Genomic DNA, 21,179 nt, shown 5'->3' with positions numbered 1-21,179 from the left:
GGTGAGCTTCGCCGCCGGCGAGACCAGCAAGACGATCACGGTGAACGTGGCCGGCGACGCGACCGTCGAGCCCAACGAGAACTTCACGGTGACGCTGTCGAATGCCAGCGCCGGTACGACCATCGGCACGGCGACGGCCACCAGCATCATCGTCAACGACGACAGCAGCGGTGGCGCGGCGTCTGCACGCCTGCTGATCACGCCGGGCACCACTCTCAACGCCAGCACGTTCTCCGAGCCTGCCTACGAGCTCACCAACACCGGCTCGACCGCCATCCGCACGCTCACCATCGATCTGCACAACAGCCTGATCGCCGGCATGGTGTTCGATCCGTTCGGCACCTTCGGCGACACCACGGCGCTCGACTTCACGCCCTACGGCGCCGTGCCGGTCAGCGCGACCTGGGCGTATGGGCCGAATCCGGTCACCGAAGGCGGCTACAAGACGCTGGTCGTCACCTTCGGCGGCGCCGGGCTCGCCGCCGGCCAGACCTTCGCGTTCCGTGTCGATGCCGATCCCGCCAGCATCGAGGGGCCCGCACCCGGTCCCAACGAATCGGGCTCGATCTCGGGCTTCGAGCATATCGGCGCCGCCGTCACGGTCGGGACGGTCGATGGCGGCTCCATCGGCAGCGAGGTGTTCACCCAAGGCAGCGCTGGCGGCGGCATGGCCACGCTGAGCGCGAGCGTGCTGGGGGCAGCACCGGTGCTCTCGATGTCGACCGTCGGCGGTACGCCCCTGGTGACCGACGCGGTGGGCGGCATCCTCAAGGCCAACCTGCCCGGCCTCAATGCGGGCGCCGGCAGCCCCGGCAACGATGTCGTGGTCGAAATATCCGGCACCGCCGGCCAGACCGTGCGCCTGGCCGTCTCCGAGATCGGCGGCGTCGGCATGGACATCCCGCTCGGCAGCCACGAAGGCAACACGGTCCTGCAGAACCCGAGCTTCGTCGACGTGACGCTGGGCGCGGGCGGCACGGCCAGCGTGGCGCTTGCCCTGCCGGCGGAAACGCCCACCGGCGGCCTGGCCGCCGGATCGGTCTCGGGCCGTTTCGCGGTGACGGCAGCCGCCATCGACCCGGCCACCGGCGCTGCGACCAGCCAGGTGTCCAGCACATTGGTCGTGAAGGACGCGGCCCCCAGCTTCACGTCCGAAGCGGCCAGCGACACTTTCATGTTCCGCCAGGGCTTTGCCACCACCGACGTTTTCCAGTTCAGCGCGACCGGCGGCAGTCACGATTTCATCGGACTGGACCAGGACCTGTTCCCCGGCATGACCCTGCAGCAGGTTCTGAACAGCAACGCGGTGCGGCCAGGCGCTGGCGCGGGCGATGTCAACATCGTGCCGGCCGCAGGAGGCGAGATCCATATGCACGACAGTTCCGGTCAATTGACGGTCGATGTGCTGCGCGCCAATCCCCAGGACTTTTTCTTCTTCTGACGCCTCTCGGCGGCGGCCGGGTGTTGGCGCAATCCGGGCGAGCGAAACGGAAACAAGGGCGCGATGAACGCGAAAGAAAAGACGAGCGATGCAGGCAGCGGCACGGCCTTGAAATCGGCCCTGAACGCCTGCCGCGCCTCGTTCATGTCCGCTGCGTTCTTCAGCCTGTTCGTCAACCTGCTGATGCTGCTGCCTGCGATCTACATGCTGCAGGTCTACGACCGGGTGCTGACGAGCGGCAGCGAGTCGACGCTGCTCATGCTGACGTTGATCGTGGTGTTTCTGTTCATCGTGCTGGGTGGACTGGAGTGGCTGCGCGCGCAGATCCTGGTCGTTTCCAGCATGCGCCTCGACGCCCTGCTGGGCCCGAAGGTCCACGACGCGATCTTCGCGCGCACGCTGACCAGCGGCGGGCGGCAGGCCGACGCCCAGCCCCTGACCGACCTGGACCGGCTGCGTCAGTTTCTCACCGGGCAGGGCCTGTTCGCGATCCTCGACGCGCCGTGGCTGCCCATCTATGTCGCAGCCATGTTCATGGTCCACCCGTGGTTCGGTGTCGCGGCCATCCTCGCGGCGCTGGTGCTGATGGTGCTCGCGGTCTGGAATGAGGTCGCGACCCGCGACTTGCTGCAAGACGCCAACAAGCACGAGACCAAGGCGAGCCTGAACACAGCGGCGCATCTGCGCAATATCGAGGTGATCGAATCGATGGGCATGTTGCCGCGCCTGCGCGAGCGGTGGTCCGAAGCGCATGACGCTGCCCTGCGCTCCCACAGCCAGGCCAGCCGTCGCGCCGGTCTCATCTCGGCGCTGTCCAAGACCTTCCGCCTGACCGTCCAGACGTTGATCCTCGGTCTGGGCGCCTACCTGGCCCTGCGTCGCGACATCAGTGCGGGCGCGGTCATTGCCGGTTCGATCCTGTTGGGGCGCGCGCTGGCCCCGATCGACGCGCTGATCGGCAACTGGCGCGGCGTGGTCAGCGCACGCGCGGCCTATGGCCGGCTTTCGGCGTTGCTTCCGGTGACGCCCGATCGACCTGCGCCGATGCCACTGCCCGAGCCACGCGGCGAGTACCGGATCGACAAGCTCGTCATCCAGCCGCCAGGCGCCCGAGCGCCGTTGATCGACGGACTGAGCCTCGTGATCGACGCCGGCATCCAGGTGGGCGTCCTGGGCGCCAGCGGCGCAGGCAAGTCGACCCTGCTGCGCGCGCTGCTCGGCTTGCACAAGCCGAAGTCCGGTGAACTGCGGCTCGATGGCGCAGAGCTCGACCACTACAGGCGCGAATCGATCGGACGCCATATCGGCTACCTGCCCCAGGATGTCGAGTTGCTCGACGGCACCGTGGCCGAGAACATCGCCCGTTTCGGCGACGTGGACCCGGACGCCGTGGTGGCGGCCGCGGAGCTTGCAGGTGTGCACGCCATGATTCTCGGCTTCGCCGATGGCTACGAGACCCGGCTCGACAGCGGCTTCGTGCTGTCGGCCGGACAGCGGCAACGGGTCGCGCTGGCGCGAGCCGTGTACAAGGCGCCGAAGATCGTTATCCTGGACGAGCCCAATTCGAATCTCGACGAAGCGGGCCACACGGCGCTGCACCGCGCATTGCTGGAGCTGCGTCGCATGCGCAGCACGGTCGTGATCGTGACGCATCTGACCCATGTGCTGAGCCAGGTCGACCGAATCCTCCTGTTGGTGGCAGGCAAGCTGGCGCTGTACGGCCCGCGCGATCAAGTCACGTCGAAACTTCAGCAGGCCGCAGCGCGAGTCGCGGAGCCGGCATCGGTCCACAGGGCCGCGGACGTCCATGTCAGCATCGCAGGCGCTGCCAATGACTAGTCCGCGCGAGTCCGCAGAGTCCGCTGACGTGGCGGCCGAGCGGCGCCTGCGTCGCGTGGGCTTCGCTGTGGTCGCGGCCATCTTCGGATGCCTCGGCCTGTGGGCAGCCCTCGCGCCCTTGAGCAGCGCGGCCATCGGCACGGGCGTGATCTCGGTCGAGATGTACCGCAAGACGGTGCAGCACCTCGAAGGCGGCATCGTACGGGAGATCAAGGTGCGCGACGGCCAGCTTGTTTCGGCGGGTGAGGTGCTGGTGACGCTGGAAGACACACAGCCCAAGGCCGAGGTCGAGGGATTGCGCGGGCAGTTGTTCGCGCTGCTCGCGCGCGAGGCCCGGCTGGTGGCGCAAAGGGACAGCCACTCCCAGGTGGCCTTTCCGAAGGACCTGGCCGACGCTCGCAGAGACCCGCGCGCCGACGACGCCATGCAGGTGCAGTTGCAGACGTTCCTGGTTCGCAAGCAGTCACACGAGGGTGAGGTCACCCTTTACCAACGACAGATCCAGCAACTGCGCGCCAAGGCCTCGGGGCTCGCGGCGCAAAAGAAAAGCCGCGACAGCCTGGTTGCTTCCTACGAAAGCGAACGGGTCGATTTCGAGGCGCTGGTGAAGCAGGGCTACGCCGAACGTCAGCGGGTGCGCGAGATGGAGCGCAACGTTGCGCAGACCCAGGGCGAGCAGGGCTCGCTGGTGGCTGACCTGGCGGCCACCGAATTCCAGGTGAGCGAGATTCAGGTGAAGATCCTCCAGCTCGGCAAGGAGTTGCAGCGCGAGGTCGCGAAGGAACTCGCCGAGGTGCAGAGCGAACTCTCGACCATTCGGGAGAAAGTGCGCGCACTGGATGACATGGTGAGCCGAACCGTGGTGCGCGCACCCGAGGCCGGCATGGTGCTCGGCATGACCGTCCATACGCTGGGGGCGGTGATCAGGCCCGGCGAGCGCATCCTGGACATCGTGCCGCAGAACGCAAAGCTGGTCGTCGAGGCGCAACTCTCGCCGCAGGACATCGACCAGGTGAGGATCGATCAACTGGCCGAGGTGCGTTTTCCCGCATTCAAGCAGCGCGATCTTCCCCGCATCGACGGGCGCCTGATCTCCGTGTCGGGCGACCGGCTGTTCGATGACACCGAAGGCCGAAAGGTCCCCTACTACCTCGCGCGCGTTGAAATCGCCCCCGAAAGCCTGCAGGCACTGGCGCAGTCCAGGTTCGAACTGGTGCCGGGCATGCCCGCCGAAATCCTGATCTACACGGGGGAACGTACTTTCCTGAACTACCTGATCGCGCCGCTGACCGATACCGTGGCTCGCTCGTTCAGACAAGATTGAGCAAGGCGCTGTCGTGATGCTCCTCGCTCGCTGCACATCTTCTCTGGTCCCTCTGCTCACGATCTTCGTGTTGTCCGCACTGCCCGTGGCCTCGAGTGCACAGGGGCTTGCCGAACTCTACCGGGCTGCGCTCAAGGGCAATCCCCTGCTGAGGTCGCGCGAGTACGACGTGGACCGCGCCCGTGCCGAGTCGGACGGCGCGCGCAGCCGGTTGTTGCCTCAGGTGCTGGCGCAGGGTGCGCTGTCACGAAACCAATACAAGGACGCCACGGCGATCGGCAACCAGTCGTATACCGGAAGGCGCAACAGCCTGATCCTGCGGCAGAGCCTCTACGACCAGGCCTCGCGAAGCCGATGGGAATCGACGCAGGCGACAGTCTTGCAGCGCGATCAAGAGCTGGCACTGACCCGCCTGGCATTGTTCGACGAGGTGCTCGACCGCTATCTGGAAGCGCTGACGGCGCAAGACGAAATCGAATGGCTGTCCGCGGAGTCGCAAGCGGCAACCCGCCAGGTCGATCGCCTGCGCGCGATGCGCGAACGGCAGATGGCCAAGGTCACCGACCTGGCCGAGGCCGAGGCCTACGCCCAGAGCCTTGTCACCCGCACGATCGACGCACGGAACGACCAGGCCGTGGCCCTTGCGCGGCTGACGGAGCTGTGCGGCATTGCCGTGACACAGGTGTCTTCGTTGAGCCGAACCCGCTTCGATGCGGTGCCTGGAACGCAGCAGGAGTGGATCGACGATGCACTGCGCAGCTACCCGCGCTTGCTGGCCCTTGCGGAATCGGTGGAAGCGGCTCGACGTGCCTATGAATCCAGCCGCGCCGAGCATCTGCCGCAACTGGCTGCGACGATGTCGTACATCCATTCCGATCAAGGCTATGACAACCGGCGCCAGCCCCCCTATGACGTGGCGACCGTGGGGGTCGAACTGCGCGTGCCCATCTACGAGGGTGGAAGGGTCGACGCCTCGACGCGAGAAGCGGTCGCGCGCCAAGGGGCGGCCGAACAGGAACTGGAGGCGGCCAGGCGCGAGGTCGAGCGGGAAATCGTCACGCACTGGCTGAGTGCCCGGGCCAACCATGCCCGCATTGACTCGACGACGGCAGAAATTCGCGCGTTCGAACAGACAGTGAAGGCGCAAGAAGTCGGCCTGGACCTCGGGGTGAGCCGTATCACCGACGTGCTCGATGCGCGCCGCAGGCTCTTCAAGTCGCGCGCCGACGCAGCGAAGGCGCGCTACGGCTACGTGCGCGACGTGGTGGCGCTGCGCATTCGCAGCGGCAATCTGACCGAAGACGATGTTGCCTGGTGGGACCGCTGGTTCGATTCCGGTGTTCGCTGAATGGGCGGCCCGCTTCGACCGAGCGTGGCGGGGACAAGGCCGACAAGCAGTGCGGATACCCGACCTGAGCCAGCCATGGCCCGCATGGAAGGCCACCAAGGAGGAGCAGGATTTCTGTGCTACTGAAGCAGTGTCCCCAGATACAGCGGTGCTCCCGGAACATCGAGACTCGCGCTCATGATGCTTCCATGGGTCGAATCCGTGACGAACAAGACCGATCGATCCGCGCCCCCGAAGGCGATGTTGGTGAGCGACGCGCCCGCAGGCCCGCGCAGCACGATCACCGGTTCGGCACGCGCGTTCAGCACCCACACCCAGCCCAATCCCGGATTGGCCACCAGCACGCGGCCCTCCGCATTCACGGCCAGGCCATCCGGACCGCTGGGCCCGTAGGAGGTGAAGAACTGGCTGACCTTGGCCACGCTGCCGTCGGGGAGAAGGGGAACGCGCCAGACGCAGTTGCCGCGCGTCACCGCCAGGTACAGCACCTTGCCGTCGGGCGACAGCGCCACGCCGTTGGGGCTGGGCACGTTCGACAGCAGCAGATCGAGCTGCCCGTCGGGACGCAGCCGGTACAGCCGTCCGGTGGAGTCGTGCAGGCCGGTCTGTCCCTGGTCGGTGAAGTAGATGCTGCCCTTCGCGTCGATGACCAGGTCATTGACACCCTTGAAGCGTTCGCTGTTGCGGCGCTGCAGGTGGGGCGTGACCGCGCCGGTCGCCACGTCGATGCGCATGAGACCGTTCTTGTAGTCGGTCACCAGCAGCGTGCGCGCATCGAGAAACTTCATGCCGTTGGGCTCGCCGTCGTATTCCGCCACCTGCGACCAGAGGCCCGCGGGGTCGATGCGAAAAATGCGCCCGAACGGGATGTCGGCCACGTAGAGGTTGCCCAGGTCGTCGAACACCGGGCCTTCGAGGAACGAATCGGTCGGCTGGCCGCCGCGGTTGGCATCGGCCCACACGGAGGACTCGCGCCGGCGCAGCGCGTCCGGCATGCGGGTGAACGGTTCCAGATCCCGGACCTGCGGCGGCTGAAGAAGGAACAAGGCGAGCTCCGGCGGGTTACTGCTTGTCGAACGAGGCGTTGGCGGCGATCTTGCCCCACAAGACGTTGCTGTCGGTCAGCATCTTCGCGAAGGCTGCGGCGTCCGCCATGCGCGGCTGCGCGCCCAACCCTTCCGCAAACGCCTTCATGTCCGGCGTGGCCATGGCCGTCGCGATCTCCTGCTGGAGCCGCGCGAGCACCGGCGCAGGTGTGCCCTTCGGGGCCCAGAGGCCGGTCCAGTTGACGACGCTGAAATCCTTCACGCCGGCTTCGGCGAAGGTGGGTACGGCCGGCAGCGCGACCAGTCGCTTGTCGCCGCTGACGGCCAGCAGGTCGCTCTGGCCCATCTGTTCGGTGAGCTTCTGTGCCATCTTGCGCGTGACCACGTCCACTGCGCCGCCGGGCGGGTACGGAACGATGATCCTGATCGGCTTGTTCGGGTAAGCGGCTTGTGCGTTGGTGCCGAGGGGCGTCGTGGCGGCGAGCACGGCGAGCGCTCCGAACGCGACTCTCCAGGACAGGCCGGGGCGAAAGGTCTTCGGGGTCATGGGTGTCTCCTGTCGTTCGGGTCCGCGGACTTCAGGCTGCGGCGGTGGCCTGCCGGCCGAGCACTTCGAGCGCATTGCGGGCCGCAGCGACGCCCATGTTCACGTAGGCGTCGCCGGTGACTCCGCCGATGTGCGGACTCAGCACCAGGCCGCTCTCGCCCTGGAACGGGTGGCCGGCCGTCATCGGCTCGACGGCGAAGCTGTCGAGGCCGGCGCTCATCACCTGGCCCGATCGAACAGCGGCCAACAGCGCGTGCTCGTCGATGAGGCCACCGCGCGCCGTGTTGACGACGATCACGCCACGCTTGCACTTCGCCAAGGTGTCGGCGTTCAGCAGCCCGCGGTTGTCATCGGTCAACGGGCAGTGCAGCGAGATGGCATCCGAATCGCGCCAGATCGTTTCCAGGTCCACGGCGGCAACGTACGCAGGCAGGTTCTTCGCGTAGGGGTCGAAGCCGATGACGCGCATGTCCAGCGCATCGGCCATCCGGGCGAAGCGCAGGCCGATGGCGCCGAGGCCGATCAAGCCCACCGTCCGGCCGGCCAGCTCGACGCTCTTGTGCGTCGCCTTGTCCCAATGGCCTTCATGCATGCGTGCATCGAGCGACACCACGGATTTGGCACAGGCCAGGAGCAGCGCCAGGGCCTGTTCGGCCACGGCCGCGGCGTTCGCGCCCACCGCAGCGACGACGTCGATCCCCCGCGCCTTGGCCGCGACCTTGTCGATCGTGTCGGTGCCGCTGCCGTGCTTGGAAATGACCCGCAGCGCAGGCGCCGCGTCCATCGCGGCGGCGCCGACCTTGCTGTAGCGCACGATGATGGCGACCGGGTCGTGCTGGCGGCTCAGTGCGACGATGTCGTCTTCGGTCGGCGTCTTGCCGGCAAAGACCACGTCGTGATCCTTCAGCAGTGCCAGCGCTTGCGGTGCGAGGTCGGCACCGGTGACGAGGATGGTGCTCACAGCGTCTCCCCTTCCTTCAGCACGCCGGCCGTGCGCAGCGCGGCATCGAGCCACTTGGCGGCGGTGTCGCCGGTCTTGATGGCGGCGATGCGCGCCGCCTCGTCCTTGACCTTCTTGGCCGCCAGCGGCAGCAGCGCTTCGATCTTCTCGCGCTCGACGACCACGACGCCGTCGCCGTCGCCGATCACGAAGTCGCCGGCACGCACCGTGACGCCGCCGACCGACACCGGGTGGCCGATGCGCCCGCCGATGTTCTTGGTCGGGCCGTTCGGGTTGGTGCCGGCCGAGAACACCGGATAGTCCATCTCGTCGATCTCGAGACTGTCGCGGCAGGCGCCATCGATGACCACGCCGGCAATGCCCAGCTGCTTGCAGGCCGTCATCATGATCGTGCCCATCAGGGCGGAACTCAGGTCGCCCTTGCCGTCGATCACCAGCACGTCGCCTGGCTTCGCCATCGCGATGGCGGCGTGGATCATCAGGTTGTCGCCCGGACGCACTTCGACGGTCAGGGCCGTGCCGGCGAGCTTCATGCGCGGCCTGAGCGCCTTGATGCGGCCGTCGAGGGCGCCGCGGCGGCCGGCCACGTCGGCCAGGATGGCCGGCTGCAGCTCGGCGGCCTGCGCCACGACCGGGGCCGGCACGCGTTCGAAGTCGCGAATGATGTCAGGGAGAAGGGAGGACATGGGCTTCTTTCAGGTGGTGAGGACGGGGTGCCGAAACCGGCAAGCGGCATGGCGCGGGCATGGCTGCGCCCAGGCAGGGCACCGTGCCTGCCGTCAGCGCTGCGTCACGGGTCGGTGGGGGCGGTCAGTCGACCTTGGCGCCGGACTCCTTGACGATCGGGCCCCAGCGGCCGATGTCGTCATGGATCAGCTTGGCGAATTGCTCGGGGGTTCCACCCAAGGCATCGGTGCCCTGGCTGGCGAGCTTCTTCTTGACTTCCGGGTCCTGCAGCGCCTTGTTGAAGGCACCGTTCAGCTTGGCGACCACGTCCTTGGGCAAGCCGGCGGGGCCCGCGATGCCGAACCAGGTCACGGCCTCGAAGCCCTTGAAGCCCGACTCGGCCACGGTGGGCACCGCCGGCAGGTCGGCGGTGCGCTGGGCCGAGGTGACCGCAAGGATGCGCATCTTGCCGTTCTTGACGTACCCGATCAGGGTCGGCACCGAGGACATGTACATCTGGATCTGGCCACCGATCAAGTCGGTCGAGCCCTGCGCGGCGCCCTTGTAGGGCACGTGCGTGAACTTCACGGCCGCGGTCTTCTGCAGCAGTTCCGTCGCGAGGTGCGCGACCGTGCCGCTTCCGGAACTGGCGTAGTTGAGCATTCCGGGCTTGGCTTTGGCCGCGGCCACCACGTCGGCGACGGTCTTGTAGGGCGAGTCTGCCGCCACCACCAGGGCCAGGGGCGCGCTGGCCACCGCGACGACCGGGGTCAGGTCTTTCTCCGGGTTGTAGGGCAGCTTGGGGTACAGCGTGGGATTGATCGCCAGGTTGCTGGTCTGACCCAGGACGAGCGTGTAGCCGTCGGGCGCCGACTTCGCCGCCGCATCCACGCCGAGGTTGCCACCGGAGCCCGGCTTGTTGTCGATGATGATCGACCAGCCATTGGAGACGGCGACCTTGTTGGCGACTTCACGCGCGATCAGGTCGGTGCCGCCACCGGCGGGAAACGGGACGATGAGCTTGATGGCCCGCGAGGGATAAGCCGCCTGCGCCGACGCCGGCGAATGCGCCAGGAGCATCGCTGCGGCAGTGAGGGCGGTGGCGACGGCGACCCCGGTGAGACGGCGCGAAGCCGTGGCGGGGGAAGCGCGGTGTTGCATGTCTTGTCTCCAGTTCGGCCCGCTTCGCCTGATTGCGAGCGGTGCGTTCAGTGGAGGCGAGTATTGGCCGCGCCGCCCATTCAGTCCAATCGATAGTTTTTGAAGATCGATAGATCTGGCTTGGGGTATCAAGCCGTCGGCGCGACGGCGTATTTCGCCAGCAGGGCAATCAGGCGCTGCGCCGCAGGGGAGATGTAGCCGCTGTCCCGGTACGTCACGACCATGCGGCGGCGCATGGTCGTGGCAGGCAGCCTCACTTCGCGCAGCGCGGCGCCGGATCGCCCGGCCTGCAGGTGCAGGCGCGAGATGAAGCTCAGCAGTCCCGTCTCGCCGATCAGGCTGGGAAGCATCAGCAGCATGGTGCTTTCGACCTGCACCAGGGGCCGGGGAAGGCGGTTCCGATCGAAGGTCTGGTCGAGCCAGTCCCGGGTCGGCGCGCCGGGCGGCTGCAGCACCCATCGATGGCTTGCCAGGTCCTTCAAGCCGGGCTTGGGCTTGTCGAAGATCGGGTGCGACTCGGCGGCGGCCACCACGATCACGTCTTCGGCCAGGTATTGGGACGCGAACCCGGCTTCCGCGGGGACTTCGGTGCCGACCATCAGGTCGATGTCCCCGGTGCGAAGCAGCGGCTTCAGGACGTCGACCAGCGCCACCGTGGTCCGCAAGGTGACGCCGGGCGCCTCGCGCATCAGGTCGCGGGCGGCGGGCGGCAAGAGAAACTGCGCGGCCGTCGGCACGATACCGACCTTGATGTTCCCGGTCAGGCCGCGGCCGATGTCGCCGATCTCGCGGCGCGCGCTCTCGACGTCGAAACGCGTGCGCTGCGCCCACTTGAGGAGGGCCTTGCCGGCCGCGGTGAGCCGGATGCCACGCCCCGTCTTCTCGAACAGCGCCGCGCCACAGGCCTCCTCCAGCCGCCGCACGCAGCTCGTCAGCGCGGGCTGCGTGCGGTGCAGACGCTCGGCCGCGCGCCCCATGTGCTCGAGCTCGGCAATGACTTCGAAATACTGAAGGTCGCGCAGATCCAGAATGAGGCTCCGGCGGGTCGGGAGTGACCGCGCGGAAGACTTTAATGCATCGGCTGTCGGTGCGGTTCTGTCGCCATTGGGCAGAAGCGTCAGCCGCGAGACCTGCTGGGCTACACGAAATCAGTCCTCCTCGATCAGTCCCTTGTCCAGGTAACGCTGGTATTCGTCGAGGGGGATCGCCGCTGTCTGGGCGGCCGGACCTTCGCCCCAACTCAGAACCGCACTGTCCGCGCCCAGTTGCACTTCGAGCAGGCCTTGCGGAATGGAGATCAACGGTCCATCGCCTGCCCGGTATTCGACTTTTCCCTTGACCCGTGCATTCGCTGCCATGCTGTTCTCCGTGCTTCATTGAAAGATCAATCGCCGTCAGAGTAGAGGACTTCGCGTCAGCACACGTCAGTGGATGGAGCGAGCGTGCGTAGGTAGCCGGCGTTTAGCCCAAGCGTTGTAGGCCCTGACGCCAGAAGAGAGTCGACGGCGCAGGCTGGCGCTGGTGCCTGCACGAGGCTTCGTCCTCCACCCGCGGCGCGCCCATGGCCTGATACTGGCGTCGTTCGACGCGCCATCCCGGCGCGCCCGCGGGCGCGCCATCAACCAAGGAGATCATCATGGGCCTCTTGACGCAAATTCTCGGCGGACTCGCCGGCAATGCACTCGGCGGACGCCGCAGCGACGGCTCGCGCGGCGGCGGCATCAGCCCGGTCCTGATGGCCCTGCTGCCGGTGGTCCTCAACTTGCTGAGCCAACGCGGTCACGCGGGCGGTCTGGGTGCCGGTCCTGCCGGTGGCGGGAGTGGAGTGGGTGGCCTTGGCGGTCTCGCCGGCATGGGCGGCCTCGGCGGCCTGCTCGAACAGTTCACGCAGAAAGGCTACGGGAGCCAAGCCGAGTCATGGGTGGGCACGGGCGCGAACCAGGCCTTGCCGCCGAATGCGATCGACGACATCTTCGGCCGCGATCAGCTGCACCAGATCGCGCAGCAGGCAGGCCTTGGCGACGACGAGACCCGCTCGGGGCTGTCTGAACTGCTGCCCGACGTGGTCGACCATTTCACCCCGGGCGGCCAGGTGCCCGAGCAGAACCAGCTTTCGTCAAGCGTTGACGACTACCTGCGAGAGTTCCGATAGACAGCCGCCGACCGGTGTCGAGTTCAACGCGCGTCGAATTGCAGCCGTTGCGGCGTTTGCCGCTCACGCCTACGGCGAGTAGCGCTCGACGGCGTCAATCTCGCCGACTGTGGCGACGCCACCGACCGTGAGGACGGAGCCGTCGTTCAACAAGACAGCGGACGCCGCGCTGCGCGCCGTTGACATCGAAGCCGCCGTTGTCCAGGCGTTGAAGTCGGGGTTGTAGATCAGTGCAGTCGCCAACCGAACGCCACCGCCTCCTGTACCACCCGCCAGGAGCACGCGGCCGTCGGCCAAGGCAGTCATCGTCGGTAGCAAGCGAGTGCTGTCCACGACACTCGTCGTCCAGGTCGCGGTGGCTGGATTGAATCGCACCGCGGTTGTGCTGCCGTCTCCCACCGCGAGTACGCTGCCATCGGCAAGTCGAGCGGAGATGTAGACGTTGCCACCCGGAACAGCGCCGGCCACCGGCGTTGTGGCTCCGCTGTCGTTGACTGGGAACCGCTCGGCGGAGGTCACGAAGCCGGAGCTGTTGACGCCACCGATGACGAGTATTTCGCCGCCGCCGGGCAACAGTTCCGCCGCGTGTTGTCCACGCGGGGATGACAACTGCGTAACCATGGCCGACCAGGTGTTGGTAGACGGGTCGTACAGTTCGGCCCCTTGCGAGAAGGTGAGAGTGGGGGAGGCGTTGTAGCCACCAATGACCAGGACCTTCCCGTTGGGCAGCAGTGTGGCCGTGTGCCGGTTTCGAGCCACGGCCATGCTTGCGGCTGCCTGCCAGGTGTCAGTCGCAGGGTCATAGATCTCGGCCGACGCCAGGCCCGTCAGCCCTGACGCTTCGCCTCCTGCGACCAACACCCGACCATCCGCCAGCACGGTGGCCGAGGCGTCGGATCGAGCAACCAGCATGGATGCGGCTGCCGACCACGTGTCCGTGGTCGGGTCGTACGCGATGACCGAGGCAGTCGCGCCGCCGCTCGTGAACCCGCCGATGGCCAGCGCCTTGCCGCTCAGCAAGCGCACGACGGGGACATAGTGACGTCCCGAGGGGAGCGCCGTTTTCGAGGCCCAGCTCCCCCGTCCGGTGACGGCGATTTGAACGGGCGCTTGCGCGGATCCCGCTGCGTTGCTGGCTGTGATCGTGTACGTGCGCTGCGACTGGATGGCGGTTGGCGTGCCTGTGATCGCACCGGTCAGGGCGTTGAGGCTCAGGCCGGCGGGCAGCGCTGGCGTCACCGAGAACGCCGAGGCTGCGCCGCCGGTCACCTGCGGCGTATTGGGGGCGATGGCTTCGGCCGCGACGTAGAGAGCCTTGGGCGTCGTGTAGGTCACGCTGGCCGGAGCGATCAGCGAGGCCTGCACCGCTATGCGCAGCGTGACAGTGGAAGTTCCCGCCGTGTTGCTGCCGGTGATGGTGTAGGCCGTATCCGGCGCGACAGAGCTCGCTGTGCCGCTGATCGATCCGGTTTGCGTGTCGAACAACAGGCCCGCAGGCAGAGCAGGCGCGATGCGGTAGCTGGTGATCGGACCGCCACTGCTGGTTGGGGCGTTGACGGCTATCGCGTCACCCACGACATAGATCACCGTGGTTTCGCGGTAGGTCAGCCCGGCCGGCGCAGCGGGCGTGCTTTGCACCTCGATCTGCACTCGGGCCGTGGCGCTGCCGCCAGCGTTCGCTGCGGTGACGACGTGCAGGGCCGACGCGCTTGCCGCGGTGGGCGTGCCGCTGATGACGCCAGTGCTGGCGTCCAGCACCAGGCCGACTGGCAATTGCGGCGTCACGGTGTAGCGCTCGACCGCGCCTCCGCTTGCGCTCGGCCGGTTTGGCACGATCGGTTGACCGACGTCGTAGACGGCGGACGTCATGGCGTAGCTCAACCCGGCCGGCGGTTGCGGGCCGGCGGGAGCGAATCCGACGCCAGCCGTGCCATCGGAGCCTCCACCGCATCCGGACAACATTGCCATCGCGATCAGGAGCAAAGTCAGCACCCGGCGATAGAGGGGCCGGATGGAGGGGAGCGGCATGCTGGTGTGAACCAGAGAGGATTGGAAATTCATGTGACCGACAATTCGTGAGAGTGGGGGCCGTTGAAGTTGCGCAAGCAGTGCCAATGGCGGCGGCGAAATCGTGCGGGCGCTCATTGCGCAGCGGGTGGCCAAGGCACGAAGCGATCACGCAGAGATCGACGCAGCGCACAAAGCACAATTTGCAACACACTGTAACATTGCCGTCTCGAAGAGTCCACAAAGTCAAGGCCCCTTGGTGGGGCCGAGAGGCTCGAAACCGCACGGTCATTGTTCATCGGCACCTGCGTTCATTGCGCCTCGAAGGCCCGCTCCTCACCGCGTTGGTGAGCTACCGACGCAGCCGCGAGAGGCAGCTTCGCACGACATACCCAACGCAGGTCGATGGGCGGCGACGGACGGCGTTGGGCCCCGCCCTGCCCTTCACCGGGGCCTGCCGTGCAGCAGCGGGAGCGGTCGTACGAGTTCCGTGCGGCAAAGGTTTAGATCGGCCAAAACCACACATTCAGAAGGACCTCTCAGTGACGCTGCGGAAGAATCTCGAAGACGTTGTGCCGCCCGTTGAAGCCATCCTGATGCTGGTGTTCTCTTCTCTCGTTGTTTTCGCTTCGACCTGGCATGGATTGGGGCGGCCAAGCTCGATTTCCGAGTACCTCTTTCTCGGTCGCCTTTCTGAGGGGCAGGCAAGCCAGCGTCTGGACCTTGGGTCGCTGATGACCTTCGCAGGTTGTGGCAAATTCCACTGACAGCGGATATTCCGCGGAGTTCGCCCCGAGGAGCCTCTCAGGCAACATTCGGGCATGAGACGACAAGGCTGGAGCCCATCTCGATGGCAATTGAAATCATCACGGAGCGTTTGCATCTTCGGCAGTGGAAGGATGCGGACCGAGCGCCGTATGCGGCCCTGAACATGGACCCGGTCGTCATGCGGTTCTTCCCAGGTCTGCAGGCCCGCGAGGAGAGCGACAACGACATCGAAAGGTGGAGCGCCGAACTCGATGACCGGGGTTGGAGCAATTGGGCAGTGGAGACCCGCGCATCCGGGAACTTCATCGGCTTCATTGGACTGACTGTTCCCAGGCGTGCGTTGGCGTTCATGCCATGTGTGGAACTCGGCTATCGGCTGGCCCGGGAGCACTGGGGCAAGGGGTATGCCACGGAAGGTGCCAAGGCGGCGCTGCGCGTGGGGTTCGACCGACTAGGACTCCAAGAGATTGTTTCGTTCACGGCAAATGTCAATCTTCCCTCGCGCGCGGTAATGGAGCGCGTTGGCATGACCAATTCCGACGCAGACTTCGACTATCCGAATCCGGCGTTGTCGGACGAGCTAAAAAAACACTGCTTGTATCGACTTAGCCGCGAGAGGTGGCTTCGGGGTAACAGCCACTGACGCAGCTTCTGGAATCCGCAGCATGAAGCCGTAGTCTTCCTTGAAGGTCTGCTTCCGCGAAACGGCTACTTCCGCTTTGGGCCCCCATCTGCGACATCCAGGGTTCGCAAGCGAACGGCTCTGACCAGTCTGAAGCACGCTTTCGCGATTGGCCGTCGAACTGGGCCTGACGGCCAGCACTTGAAGGCGACCAACGACTGCTTTGCGGCATCGCACCAAGTCCCAGCGATGGTCAGATAGAGCGAAGGGCATATTGCGGCGCTCTGCCTGTGGCCTAGCATGCGCTTTCACATCGCAGCCGCGACTACTTGCTCCGTTACAACTCTCTCATGCAAGTGCGGGGTCTCTGCGCAGTACGGGCGCAACGCTCCATCCGAGGGATCTTGATTTGGCGCCACCACTGGCGCTCAGCATCCAGGCATCACCGACATCGGCTCGTCAATGCCGTTGCAAGCCGCCAAGAGAGACAGGAAGGTCAAAGGACCGGATTTCAATCCGAGCGCCTTGAGGAGTGCACCAAAAACGGCCATACCTTTCCAGCGAGGACGGAATATGAAACTGGGACACTGCTCACTTCTGGCGAGCATGGCGCTTGTCGGGATATTCACATTCACGGCGCCGTCGGCGCTCGCGCAGGCCAAGAAGCCGAACGTCGTCATGCTGATGACTGACGACACCGGTTGGGCCGACTTCGGGGCTTACCTCGGAGGCGCCGCTCTGGGGCACCCGACGCCCAACATTGATCGGGTGGCCAAGGAAGGCGCGATATTTACCAACTGGTACGGCCAGGCGAGTTGCACGGCGGGACGCGCTTCGTTCATGACCGGCCGCATCCCGATCCGCTCAGCCATGTCGGTCGTCGTCGTTCCCGGTGATCCGAACGGCCTCAGGAAAGAGACGCCGACCATCGCCGAGTACTACAAGAAGAACGGCTACTCCACGTACTTTTCCGGAAAGTGGCACCTCGGCGACAAGCCCGAGTTCTATCCAATCGAACACGGCTTCGACGAGATGAAGCAGTTCGCCGCCTACTACCCGGGCGTCTACGGCTACAGCGACCTGTCTCCGAACGCCCACCCATGGTTCCCGAAGGGAAACGAGGAGTTCTGGAAGATGTACCAGAGCGTCGTGAACCTCTACGAATGGGAAGGCGTGGCCGGCAAGCCGGCGGTCAAGGGCGACAACGGTGCGGTGATCACGCTGGCTAACCTGGCCGACTTCGACATGCGGCAGACCGAGTCGGCGATCGAGTACATCAAGAAGAACGCGAAGTCTGGCAAGCCGTTCTTCATGGACGTCAACTTCATGAAGATGCACCAGCCCACGAGCCCGAACAAGATGTTCGCGGGCAAGTCGCGCCTCGGCAACTATTCGGATTCGATGATGGAGCTCGACTACAACATCGGCCGGATCATGGACACCATCCGGGCCGAAGCGCCCGACACCATCGTCATCATCACAGCCGACAACGGCGCGTGGCAGGACGCATGGCCGGACGCTGGCACGCATCCGTACCGCGGCGAGAAAGGCTCGGCGTTCGAAGCCGGCTGGCGCGTCCCCGGCATCATGTGGGCACCGGGCAAGATTCCTGCCGGGCAGGTGCTGCACGAAATGATGTCGCACATGGACGTGTGGCCGACGACCGCCACGATGGTCGGGCTCACGCCACCGGCCAAGGGCGAAATCAAGGACAACAACGGCAAGCCGATCTACTTCGATGGCATCGACAACACGGCCTATGTCACCGGCAAGTCCAAGCACTCGGCGCGTGACGGGTGGATCTACATCGACGGCGAGAACTTCGCAGGTGCTCGCGCGGACATCGCTCTCATCCCGGAAGCGCCCGACGTCAAGATGGCCTGGAAGATGCTCTACACCTCGAAGGACACGTGGATGGGGCCCAGCTTGAACATGGGTGCGGTCCCCTCGCTCTACAACCTGACGATGGACCCCTACGAGAAGTACGACATGATGTTCAACGGCGCCGTCCCGACCCGCAATCCGACCTCGTCACCCGGGCGCTACGCCGGCATGGACAATGGCTGGGCCCTTGCGCTGCTCGACATGCCGCTGGTGGAGTTCAACAAGTCGATCGTCAAGTATCCGAACATCGAGCGCTTCCCGGGCGGCGCGTCGACCGACATGATCCCCAACCTGCAGAATCCCAAGAACCCGCTGCCCTACGATCCGATCAAGCTGCCGAAGACCGTCGGCTCAGGGGGGGGCGGCTGAGCGCAGCCTCGCAGCCAAGGATCAAGCTGACCTTCGACCGCCCCAGAAATGGGGCGCGACGCCCCCCTGCAGGCGGGCTCCTTGCGCGAGCTGATTTCGTCGTTCAGGAGCGAGTCGGCCGCGTCATCACTACCGTGCGCCTTGACTTTGCCCCGCGATGGGCCGACTTCGAGCAACTCTGGCAACGACCGCTGCACACCGGTCAATATCCAAAGGTGAATGGCAAGGTGCTGCCGGCAATAGCCGTTTTCGGCGCTGGCTCGCCTGCGCCATCTTGGTGACGTACCGGCAGATTGCCGGGTGCGCGCCTTTCAGGATCGGCGATGCGCTGCGACGCGCGCTGCACGCAGCACCGGACGACCGGCGAACGCAACGTGACGATCTCGTGGTTCAGCAGTCGCGGAGTGACCAGCGGTGACGACCGTTCGGTGGCAAGCGCGGCCTCGCCCAACAACTCGCCGAGCAGGATCGCTGTCCGAGCTCCCCAATCGCACCCCGCCGTCTGCGTCTTCCGCCGAGGGGACGCATCGCACGCGGGGCCTGCCTAATCGCCTGACCCATTGTGGCCCGGCACTCGCAGCGGTCGGCGCAGGCATCTCGCCGCCCCGCAGTTCGTGCTCGAAACGGCGGTCGCAGCCGAACTCCTCACCCGCGTCGATCCAACCCTGAAGCTGCCGCAGGCCGCGCTCCCTGTCGCGTGGCCCAGCCGGAGCAAGCCCCGGCAAAGACGCGCGAATTCATCGAAGCGTGATGAAGCCGAGGCTGAGGCCGGATGGCCGGACTTGAGCGGCGGTGAGATCACGCAATGTGAGTGCCGCTATGCTGTTTGGTCGGCAATCTTGCCCAGGCACTCACCCAGCAGTGCCGTCGCTGCGCGCAACTGTTTGGCGGACAGTGCGGCGTATCCGAGGAGCAGGCCCTGCGGTGCGGGCTGACGCCGGAAGTGCGGTGCGATCGGATGCAGTCCCAAACCGCGCTCCGCTGCGTGCGCGGCCAGCGCTTCGACCTGGCGCGAAGTCCAGCCCGGCAGCCAACCAACCACATGCATGCCGGCGCGTGAGTCGTTGACCACCAGATGCGTGCTGCAATGCACGCGCAGGCCGTCCAGCAAGGTCGCGCGTCGGCGGCGCAGTTCCGCAGAAGCATGCCGCAAATGACGATCGAACGCGCCGCTTTGCATCAGCTCGGCCAGTGCTGCCTGCTCGATGCTGCCGCAACCCAGGTCGTCGTGCAGCTTGGCGGCGATGAGATCATCGCGCACGCCTCGTGGGCAGACCACATAGCCAAGGCGCAGCCCCGGGAACAGCACCTTCGAGAAGCTGCCGACGTAGATCACCCGATCGTGGACATCGAGCGATCGGAGTGCCGGGATGGCGACACCGTCATGGCGGAACTCGCCGTCGTAGTCGTCTTCGACCACCCAGCAGCCGCGTCGAGCAGCGTATTCGAGCAACGCTGTCCGCCGCGCCAGTGACATCACGGCGCCGGATGGGAATTGGTGCGACGGCGTCACCAGGACCATGCGGACGCCGCTTCCCCGCGGTAGGACGTCAACCCGCAAACCCTCGGCGTCGACCTTTACCGGCAGCAGGCGAGCGCCATGGGCCTGCAACGCGCGCAGAGCGAGTTCGTACCCGGGATCCTCGATCGCGACGACCGCCCCTTCGTCGATCAGCACCCGAGCGAGCAGAGAGACTGCCTGCTGCGTCCCGCTGACGACCACCACGTCGTCGGCGTCGCACACGACGCCGCGCCGCCGCGCGAGATACTCGCTGATGGCCTGACGCAGCACACGCAGGCCAATGCTTGGCGGGTAACCCCAATCCCTCGCGCCCACCGCCTGTGACAGCTCGCGCCGCCATGCGGTGACCAGTGGCGGGTCGACCAAGGGCTCGCCGTAGTGCAGGTCGTAGCGCAGGCGATGAGCGACGCGGCGAAGCGTCAGTGCCGGCAAGCCCCGCAAGCGGGCGGCGTAGCGTGTCTGGGCCGGAACCTGCGCCTTGATCGACGGCCTGTCACCCAAGACCGCCGAGGTCGCCACAAAGGTGCCGGAGCCGACTCTGGCCACCGCCAATTGCTCAGCGCACAGCATCTCGTAGGCTGTGAGCACGGTATTGCGCGACAGCCCCAACTCCGCGGCCAGCACGCGCGTCGCAGGCAGGGCTGCACCAGCCTTCAGCTGGCCATGAAGGATTGCACGCTTGAGTGCCCGCGCCAGCTGCGCGTAGAGCACGCCATTGCCATCGAACTGCAAGAACATGGTCCGAGACACTTTCCGAACTGGTGCCGACCAGCATACCGATGTGGCAGGCCCTTGGGGCCACTTCAGGTCAAGTTTGACCCGGCCGTTCGGCCCCATCAAGTGGCACCAAGGTGTCGGCGTGGATTGGTACTTCATTCATCGGCCTGAACGCGTAATCTTGGGCCCACTCGACGGGCCATGTCGGCCCATCCCCGGAGCACACCATGTCCACGACCCTGACCCCCTACCTGAGCTTTGGCGGGAACACCCGCGAGGCCTTCGCCTTCTATGAGAAGGCGCTTGGCGCCAAGATCGAAACGATGATGAGTTACGACGACATGCCCGCATCACCCGCGGGCGCCGACGGTTGCGGCGACGGCCCGCGCCCCACCGGCAACAGCATCATGCATGCCTGCCTGGCGCTGCCCGGTGGCGCGAAGCTGTTCGCCGGCGACGTGCCACCAGGCATGCCGTACGAGGGCGTGAAGGGCGCAATGCTGGCCATCCAGTACGACACCGTCGACCAGGCGCACGGCGCCTTCCACGCGCTGTCGCAGGGCGGTCAGGTGACGATGCCACTGGCGCCGGCGTTCTGGGCCAAGACCTTCGGCATGCTCACCGATCGCTTCGGCGTGTGCTGGGGTGTCAACGGGGAGTCGATCGCGTTCGGATGAGCCCATGACCTTCGAGGCGCACATCACCCATATCCGGGCCAAGACCGGCAAGGACCCGAAGGACTTCTTCGGCGAGGCCGTGCTTCACGGCTGCCAGCGAAGCACCAGGTGGTGTGGCACGGCCCAGC

19 protein-coding genes are annotated in these 21,179 nt (G+C 66.1%); 9 read left to right on the top strand and 10 right to left on the bottom strand.

Going from position 1 to position 21,179, the window contains the following annotated elements:
• From QTI33_RS32850 to QTI33_RS32835, 4 genes are all read left to right on the top strand, one after another.
• A partial coding sequence (locus tag QTI33_RS32850) for a Calx-beta domain-containing protein (RefSeq protein WP_286510781.1) occupies positions 1 to 1,441 on the top strand: 1,441 nt, incomplete at its 5' end.
• 63 nt (positions 1,442 to 1,504) lie between these two features.
• A complete protein-coding gene (locus QTI33_RS32845; RefSeq protein ID WP_286510780.1) occupies positions 1,505 to 3,280 on the top strand; it encodes a type I secretion system permease/ATPase in 1,776 nt (591 codons plus the stop codon).
• Entirely contained in the window at positions 3,273 to 4,604 is a 1,332-nt protein-coding gene (locus QTI33_RS32840) for an HlyD family type I secretion periplasmic adaptor subunit (protein WP_286510779.1), read from the top strand. Before QTI33_RS32845 ends, QTI33_RS32840 begins: the two co-directional genes overlap by 8 nt.
• 16 nt (positions 4,605 to 4,620) lie before the next feature.
• Positions 4,621 to 5,952, top strand: a complete 1,332-nt coding sequence (locus QTI33_RS32835; RefSeq protein ID WP_286510778.1) for a TolC family outer membrane protein — start codon at positions 4,621 to 4,623, stop codon at positions 5,950 to 5,952.
• 119 nt (positions 5,953 to 6,071) lie between these two features.
• Here QTI33_RS32835 and QTI33_RS32830 read toward each other — a convergent pair whose 3' ends face one another.
• The 7 genes from QTI33_RS32830 to QTI33_RS32800 all read right to left on the bottom strand — a co-directional run bounded on the left by QTI33_RS32830 (position 6,072) and on the right by QTI33_RS32800 (position 11,691).
• Positions 6,072 to 6,998 (bottom strand): SMP-30/gluconolactonase/LRE family protein, encoded by a 927-nt coding sequence (locus tag QTI33_RS32830; RefSeq protein ID WP_286510776.1) that lies wholly within the window; start codon positions 6,996 to 6,998, stop codon positions 6,072 to 6,074.
• A 16-nt stretch (positions 6,999 to 7,014) separates the two neighbouring features.
• Positions 7,015 to 7,545: a Bug family tripartite tricarboxylate transporter substrate binding protein gene (locus tag QTI33_RS32825; protein ID WP_286510774.1), complete on the bottom strand. Its 531-nt coding sequence runs from the start codon at positions 7,543 to 7,545 to the stop codon at positions 7,015 to 7,017.
• Positions 7,546 to 7,576: 31 nt separating this feature from the next.
• The gene (locus QTI33_RS32820) at positions 7,577 to 8,506 is read right to left on the bottom strand and encodes an NAD(P)-dependent oxidoreductase (protein ID WP_286510773.1); all 930 of its coding nucleotides are present in this window, start codon (positions 8,504 to 8,506) and stop codon (positions 7,577 to 7,579) included.
• Positions 8,503 to 9,192, bottom strand: a complete 690-nt coding sequence (locus QTI33_RS32815; RefSeq protein WP_286510772.1) for an RraA family protein — start codon at positions 9,190 to 9,192, stop codon at positions 8,503 to 8,505. Before QTI33_RS32815 ends, QTI33_RS32820 begins: the two co-directional genes overlap by 4 nt.
• 124 nt (positions 9,193 to 9,316) lie before the next feature.
• Positions 9,317 to 10,333: a Bug family tripartite tricarboxylate transporter substrate binding protein gene (locus tag QTI33_RS32810; protein WP_444814920.1), complete on the bottom strand. Its 1,017-nt coding sequence runs from the start codon at positions 10,331 to 10,333 to the stop codon at positions 9,317 to 9,319.
• A 128-nt stretch (positions 10,334 to 10,461) separates the two neighbouring features.
• Entirely contained in the window at positions 10,462 to 11,355 is an 894-nt protein-coding gene (locus tag QTI33_RS32805) for a LysR family transcriptional regulator (protein WP_286510784.1), read from the bottom strand.
• A 126-nt stretch (positions 11,356 to 11,481) separates the two neighbouring features.
• Positions 11,482 to 11,691, bottom strand: a complete 210-nt coding sequence (locus QTI33_RS32800; protein WP_286510771.1) for a hypothetical protein — start codon at positions 11,689 to 11,691, stop codon at positions 11,482 to 11,484.
• Between the two features lie 278 nt (positions 11,692 to 11,969).
• Between QTI33_RS32800 and QTI33_RS32795 the strand changes: the two genes are divergently transcribed.
• Positions 11,970 to 12,485, top strand: coding sequence for a YidB family protein (locus QTI33_RS32795; protein ID WP_286510770.1), 516 nt, complete (start codon positions 11,970 to 11,972; stop codon positions 12,483 to 12,485).
• Positions 12,486 to 12,554: 69 nt separating this feature from the next.
• On the opposite strand, the gene QTI33_RS32790 is transcribed toward QTI33_RS32795, so the two are convergent.
• Positions 12,555 to 14,546, bottom strand: a complete 1,992-nt coding sequence (locus tag QTI33_RS32790; RefSeq protein ID WP_286510769.1) for a Kelch repeat-containing protein — start codon at positions 14,544 to 14,546, stop codon at positions 12,555 to 12,557.
• A gap of 488 nt (positions 14,547 to 15,034) precedes the next feature.
• Between QTI33_RS32790 and QTI33_RS32785 the strand changes: the two genes are divergently transcribed.
• The 3 genes from QTI33_RS32785 to QTI33_RS32775 all read left to right on the top strand — a co-directional run bounded on the left by QTI33_RS32785 (position 15,035) and on the right by QTI33_RS32775 (position 18,135).
• Positions 15,035 to 15,259: a hypothetical protein gene (locus QTI33_RS32785; RefSeq protein WP_286510768.1), complete on the top strand. Its 225-nt coding sequence runs from the start codon at positions 15,035 to 15,037 to the stop codon at positions 15,257 to 15,259.
• A gap of 83 nt (positions 15,260 to 15,342) precedes the next feature.
• Complete coding sequence (locus QTI33_RS32780) at positions 15,343 to 15,903, top strand: GNAT family N-acetyltransferase (protein ID WP_286510767.1); 561 nt, start codon at positions 15,343 to 15,345, stop codon at positions 15,901 to 15,903.
• Positions 15,904 to 16,344: 441 nt separating this feature from the next.
• Complete coding sequence (locus QTI33_RS32775) at positions 16,345 to 18,135, top strand: arylsulfatase (protein ID WP_286510766.1); 1,791 nt, start codon at positions 16,345 to 16,347, stop codon at positions 18,133 to 18,135.
• A 202-nt stretch (positions 18,136 to 18,337) separates the two neighbouring features.
• Here the strand turns inward: QTI33_RS32775 and QTI33_RS32770 are convergent, their stop codons facing one another.
• Together QTI33_RS32770 and pdxR are read right to left on the bottom strand one after the other, a co-directional pair.
• Positions 18,338 to 18,586, bottom strand: a complete 249-nt coding sequence (locus QTI33_RS32770; protein ID WP_286510765.1) for a hypothetical protein — start codon at positions 18,584 to 18,586, stop codon at positions 18,338 to 18,340.
• Between the two features lie 366 nt (positions 18,587 to 18,952).
• Positions 18,953 to 20,395: a MocR-like pyridoxine biosynthesis transcription factor PdxR gene (gene pdxR, locus QTI33_RS32765; RefSeq protein ID WP_286510763.1), complete on the bottom strand. Its 1,443-nt coding sequence runs from the start codon at positions 20,393 to 20,395 to the stop codon at positions 18,953 to 18,955.
• A 206-nt stretch (positions 20,396 to 20,601) separates the two neighbouring features.
• On the opposite strand from pdxR, the gene QTI33_RS32760 reads away from it, so the two are divergent.
• On the top strand, positions 20,602 to 21,051 hold the full coding sequence (locus QTI33_RS32760) for a VOC family protein (RefSeq protein WP_286510762.1): 450 nt from the start codon (positions 20,602 to 20,604) through the stop codon (positions 21,049 to 21,051).
• Positions 21,052 to 21,179 lie beyond the last annotated feature (128 nt).

Source organism: Variovorax davisae, assembly GCF_030316845.1.
GTDB classification, from domain to species: domain Bacteria; phylum Pseudomonadota; class Gammaproteobacteria; order Burkholderiales; family Burkholderiaceae_C; genus Variovorax; species Variovorax davisae.
This window is presented reverse-complemented; position numbering and strand designations above follow the sequence as displayed.